5 protein-coding genes are annotated in these 5,642 nt (G+C 42.9%); 4 read left to right on the forward strand and 1 reads right to left on the reverse strand.

Features of this window, described 5'->3' with window-relative positions; translation table 11 throughout:
* Positions 1-209: hypothetical protein (locus tag ACH2DQ_RS08465; RefSeq protein ID WP_395026367.1), on the reverse strand; the 209-nt coding region annotated here is incomplete at its 3' end.
* A 229-nt stretch (positions 210-438) separates the two neighbouring features.
* Between ACH2DQ_RS08465 and ACH2DQ_RS08470 the strand changes: the two genes are divergently transcribed.
* The 4 genes from ACH2DQ_RS08470 to ACH2DQ_RS08485 form a co-directional block, all read left to right on the forward strand.
* Positions 439-1,362, forward strand: coding sequence for a carbohydrate ABC transporter permease (locus ACH2DQ_RS08470; protein ID WP_394914615.1), 924 nt, complete (start codon positions 439-441; stop codon positions 1,360-1,362).
* Positions 1,355-2,191, forward strand: a complete 837-nt coding sequence (locus tag ACH2DQ_RS08475) for a carbohydrate ABC transporter permease (protein WP_394914616.1) — start codon at positions 1,355-1,357, stop codon at positions 2,189-2,191. The genes ACH2DQ_RS08470 and ACH2DQ_RS08475 overlap by 8 nt, the downstream gene beginning before the upstream one ends.
* A 19-nt stretch (positions 2,192-2,210) precedes the next feature.
* A complete protein-coding gene (locus ACH2DQ_RS08480) occupies positions 2,211-3,611 on the forward strand; it encodes an ABC transporter substrate-binding protein (RefSeq protein ID WP_394914617.1) in 1,401 nt (466 codons plus the stop codon).
* Between the two features lie 89 nt (positions 3,612-3,700).
* Positions 3,701-5,642 (forward strand): glycosyl hydrolase family 95 catalytic domain-containing protein (locus tag ACH2DQ_RS08485; RefSeq protein WP_395026371.1); only part of this gene is annotated, 1,942 nt, incomplete at its 3' end.

Raw genomic sequence — 5,642 nt, forward strand, 5'->3', positions numbered from 1 at the left:
ATTTGAAGCTCCATCATTTCCTGATAGAGATTCAGGGTTTTCGAAGTCATAAGTGTGACCTGTTTATGTAATTGGTAACGTATTGCAGTTAGAACAGTGATCATTACCAGACCGGTAACCAGAATGGAGAGCAGCAGTGAGAGCAGCATCTTACTTTGTACAGGGAGGTTTCGGAAATTTTTTTTCGGGGGAAAGATTAATATTTTCATATGTTATACTCCTTGGTATTTAAACGGTTTGATTTTGCACCATTATGATCATTCAGGTTTCGTTATTATATAAAGTAAGATTGATGACTTCATTATAACAAAGTTTTAGAAAAAAGAAAGCAGTACCGCTTTACATGTCGCTTTTTTCAAACATCACAGCGGTTTTTTAAATTGGATATCCGCTGTAAGTCCGATATAATCAAGGCATGAAAGAGAGAGGATGGTGTCTATGAGAGAAAGAAAGGGAATGTCTGGTAAAAAAGTACACAGAAGGATACAGTGGTCGCCTTATGTTATGATTTTACCTTCCGTTATTCTAATGATTGGAATATTTGGATATCCCATCTGCAAAGTATTTTTGCTGAGTTTTCAAAATTATAATTATGCGGATTTTGCCAATACCGGATTTATCGGACTGGAAAATTTCAAGACTATTTTTACAAACGATCATGTTGTAGGAGGAAGTATTCTATTTACCGTAAAGTGGGTTGTTGTGGAAGTCGGACTGCAGCTGGTATTTGGAATGATCCTGGCGCTGTTATTAAACTGTAAATTTAAGGGCAGGGGAATTGTTCGTTCCCTGTCGCTGATACCCTGGGCGGTTTCCGGAGTGCTCACAACGATGCTGTGGATGCTGATCCTGAATCAAAGCATTGGTCTGGTAAACACACTGATGATGAAAGGGGGCGTGTCTGCAGGTAATGTTCCGGCATGGCTGGCAAGTCCTAAGCTGATTTTCTTTTCGGTCGTCATGATTGAACTATGGCGGGGAATTCCGTTTTTTGCAATTACACTGCTGGCTGCCATGCAGTCAATTCCAGGTGACATTTATGAAGCCTGTGATATAGACGGCGCCGGGAGGATAGCGAAATTTCGTTACATAACCCTGCCTTATTTAAAAGAAACGATAGTCTTGACCACACTGCTTCGCAGCATCTGGGAATTTAATTCTACGGATATGATATTTACATTGACAAACGGAGGACCGGTTAACTTGACTACAACCCTGCCAATCTATATGATGAAGACATCTATTGTTAATGGAAATTATGGCTATGGTTCCGCACTTGGGGTTCTGGTATTCTTCTTCCTGTTGCTATTTGCAGTGTTATATATGAAATTGAGTAAGTTTGGAGGTGATGGAAATGAGTAATCAGAAAAAACTGGTGAAATGGTTCCTGTTCCGGATTCCTTTAGCGCTGATTCTGATCTTTATACTGATACCGTTTATCTGGGCAGTCATCACTTCCTTTAAGACGAAGGATGTCATTACAGGTATGAATATTTCCCTGCTTCCCAATCCGGTTACGTTTGAGAATTATGTGAATGTCTGGAAAGTGAGCAAGTTTTCCAGCTATTTTATAAATAGTCTGTATGTATCTTTTATTGCATTGGTTATCATCGTTGTATGCTCTGTATTAAACGGTTATGCATTGGCAAGATATAAGTTCAGAGGGAAAAATATATTTATGATGCTGCTGATCGGTACGCAGCTTATGCCGGTCATCATATTGATTATCCCGTTGTTTGTCATTTTTAAGCAGATGGGTCTGGTAAATAACAGATGGTCCCTGATTATTTTTTACATCGCTATGCAGATTCCGTTCAATTCGATTTTAATGAAGGGATTTGTGTCCGGTATTCCGGTGGCGGTGGAGGAAGCGGCGTGGGTAGACGGGGCAAGCCGGACAAAGACAGCAATTTACATACTGCTTCCCATGCTGCTGCCAGGTATTGTAGCTACCGGTGCATTTGCATTTGTCAGCTGCTGGAACGAATTCATGGTTTCGTTTTCCTTCCTGACTTCCCAGAAATTATTTACCATCCCTGTGGGATTAAAGTATATGATAGGGGAATATACCATTGATTATGGTTCGCTGGCAGCAGGGAGTATTATTGCATTGATACCGCCGGTTATCTTATTTGCATATATTCAGAAATATCTGGTTAATGGACTGGGAGCCGGAGCAATTAAAGGATAAAAAAGAAAAGGAGAAAAGTATGAGAAGAAGAAAGTTAAGTAAAATTTTGGCATTGGCTGCCATTGGAGCGGCTGTTATGGCGGGGTGTGCATCTCCCTCAGGAGACACAGGTGAGAACAGTAACAAAGAGGCAGATGTATCAGAAGGAAGTACAAATGAAACAACTGCCAAAGGAACGGATGCAAATGATGCAGATACGGAGGAAACCACACTCACATTCTGGAAAGCGAGTGCAAATGAAGAACGAAATGCCTGGTGGGAGGAAACCATCGCTAAATTTGAAGAGGAACACCCGGAAATTAAAGTGGAATATCTGGGTGTGGCAGGGGATCTCAGCGCCTTTGACCAGAAACTGGACATGGCGGTTGCAGCAAATGAAGCGCCGGATATCTTCAGCTCTTATCTGGACCCGAGCTATATATCAAGGGGAATTATCGAACCTCTGGATCAGTATTATGACAGCTGGGCGGATAAGGATCAGATTCCGGATAAATACGTGGATCTGTACCGGGATATGGACTACAGCAGTGACAATCCGAAGCTCTATGCAACCCCAGCGGGAGGCAATGTACAGTGCCTGTATGTGAGACCGGACCTGTTAAAAGAGAAAGGCTTGGAAATTCCTGCAACCTGGGATGAATTCTTTGAGGCAGAAGAGAAGACTACGGATAAGGAAAAAGGAATATTTGGAGGAATTATTCGGGGCGGTGGTGGAAACGCGTCAGCCCTTGAGATGCTCATGTATTCTTACTCCGGTATTACGGATTTTTTCATAGATGGGAAGTGCACCATCAATGATCCGAAAAATGTAGAATTTGTAGAAAAATATTTAGGCAGTTACGCTACCTATACATCTGAAGATGATATTAATAAGGCATGGCCGGAAATGGCTGCCCAGTTCCAGTCCGGAAAGGGTGTCATGATGGCACACAATCTGGGATCTGCCCAGGCAAATTATGAAGCATTTGGAAATGATGAAGCAAAGGTAAAGGCAGTTCCCTATCCGAAGAGTGCAACCGGTAAAATTGTAATTCCCAGTTTTCAACCGGCTGGAAATATGATCACGGCTACCTCTAAAAATAAAGAAGCTGCATGGACATTTCTGGAGTGGCTGTTAAGTGCTCAGGAGACAAGCTCTTATGAAAAAATGATGTCTAATATGCCGGTAAATACAGAGGCTCAGAAAGACAGCTGGATTCAGGAAACTTCCTATATGAAAATGGGTGCAGATATGAATAATGACGAAAATGTTGTATTTTGTAATTTCCCGTATTATTTACCGAATTTTACAAATATAGAATCCGATTATGCTATGCCAAATATCCAAAAAGTAATGCTTGGACAGATGACTGCGCAGGAATTACTGGATGGATGGGCAGAAAAGTTACAGGAAGATTATGACAGTGTTATGAGCAAATAAATGAAGCGGGGGTGCAGGATATGGACATTTTGGAGCAAATACCAAAAAGTCCGTAGAGCTGCACCCTTTGAGATAAAATGGGGGACATAATGAAGGATAAGTTGAATGACATAAAGAATGACAAAATGAAGGATAAAATGATGTACCATAAGCCCGCCAAATGCTTTGAAGAGGCACTGCCCATTGGAAACGGACGGTTGGGCGCCATGATATACGGCGGCACTGTGCAGGAGCGGATTTCCTTAAATGAAGACACGTTCTGGTCTGGATATCCCAGGGACTGCAACATCAATAATAGCGCTCTCCATCATAGAAAAGCCCTGGAACTGGTACAAAAAGGTGCATATGAAGAGGCATATCAGGAAATAGATACCCATTTCCTCAGTGAATACAGCGAATCTTATTTACCAATAGGTACGCTGTATTTGTCATTTCAGAATGGGAGGGCGCAATCCTATCAGAGGTCTTTGGATCTCTGTTCAGGTATCGCAGAGATTAATTACTGCCAGGATGAAGTCAGATATCACAGGGAATATTTTATCAGCATAGAGTATCAGGTTCTTGTGATGCGGCTGACAGCAAGTAAAGCGGGAGCACTGAATTTTCAAATCACTGCAGAAAGTGACCTGGTAAGCCAATTACGAATTACAGACCGGCGGCTCTGCCTGGAGGTGGAGGCTCCCGGGCATGTCCTGCCGTATTATGGAAGCTCAAAAGAAGACGATCCATTTTCGGTATGCTATTATGAAGAGAAAGACAGGAGAGGTATGTCCGCCCAGGCTTCACTTGCAGTTTCCACTGATGGAAATGTACTGGTCAGAGGAAGAGATACCTCCCATCTGTATGTGGAAAATGCAACAGAGGCAGTAATTTACGTCGCTGTTAATACATCTTTTAAAGATTATCATACCCACCCTTTTCGGGATGGAATAGATTATCAATCAATTAATAAGCAGCAGATAGAGCGGGTATTGAAATTAGAGTATGGTTTTCTTCGGGAGAAACAGACAGAAGATTTCAAGTGCTATTATGAACGGGTGGAGCTTACCTTAGGGAGAGGACAGGAAAACTATTATGATATGGATCAGATATTGGGTGGCAGCCAGGAAAAGGATGCTCTGAAACTGGCAGAGCTTTTGTTCCGGTTTGGGCGGTATCTGCTGATCAGCTCATCCATGCCAGGCACCCAGCCGGCAAACCTGCAAGGCATCTGGAATGAAGATATCCGTCCTGTCTGGAGCTGCAATCTAACTACTAATATTAATCTGGAAATGAATTACTGGCCAGCCTATTCCACGAATTTAGCTGAGCTGGCAGAACCTTTGGTAACATTTACGAAAGAGGTGTCGGAAAATGGCAGAATAACTGCAGACAAACACTATGATGCAGAAGGGTTCGTACTGCATCACAATTCCGATCTTTGGAGGATCACCTGGCCGGTAGGGCGTGGAAAGGCAAATGCACCTACCGCCTGTTATTGGAATCTGGCGGGCGGCTGGCTGTGCAATCAGTTATGGGACTTTTATTTGTATTCACGGGATGAAGAGTTTTTAAGAGACAGTGTTTTGCCTGTCATGGAAGAAGCAGTACGTTTTTATCTTTCCATACAGGTAGAAAACGAGGAGGGCATCTATCTGTCCCCAGCGACATCCCCCGAAAACCGTTTTCAGACAGAAGACCAGAATTCCGGTGTCTCCAAGATGAGCACCATGTCAAACAGTATCCTGAAGGAACTGTATCAGGCATATCGGGAGGGAATGGAGATTACCGGACAAACCAGTGATATTCTGGTAGAGGTAAAAAGAAGTATTCTCCTGATACCCGATTACCGCATCGGAAGCAAAGGCCAGCTCCTGGAATGGGAAGCAGAATTTGAAGAGCCGGAGGAAAACCACAGACACATATCCCATCTCTACTCCCTGTTTCCCGGACAGGATATCACCATAGAGAATAAAAAGCTGTCAGATGCAGTGATCAAGTCTCATCAGCTGCGGGGAAATGAGGGAACCGGGTGGAGTCTTGCCTGGAAAA

Source organism: Robinsoniella sp., from assembly GCF_034124845.1.

Bases quoted from the DNA above. Each gene is read 5' to 3' on its own strand.
- ACH2DQ_RS08470 (WP_394914615.1), top strand. From the start codon at position 439: ATGAGAGAAAGAAAGGGAATGTCTGGTAAAAAAGTACACAGAAGGATA.
- ACH2DQ_RS08475 (WP_394914616.1), top strand. From the start codon at position 1,355: ATGAGTAATCAGAAAAAACTGGTGAAATGGTTCCTGTTCCGGATTCCT.
- ACH2DQ_RS08480 (WP_394914617.1), top strand. From the start codon at position 2,211: ATGAGAAGAAGAAAGTTAAGTAAAATTTTGGCATTGGCTGCCATTGGA.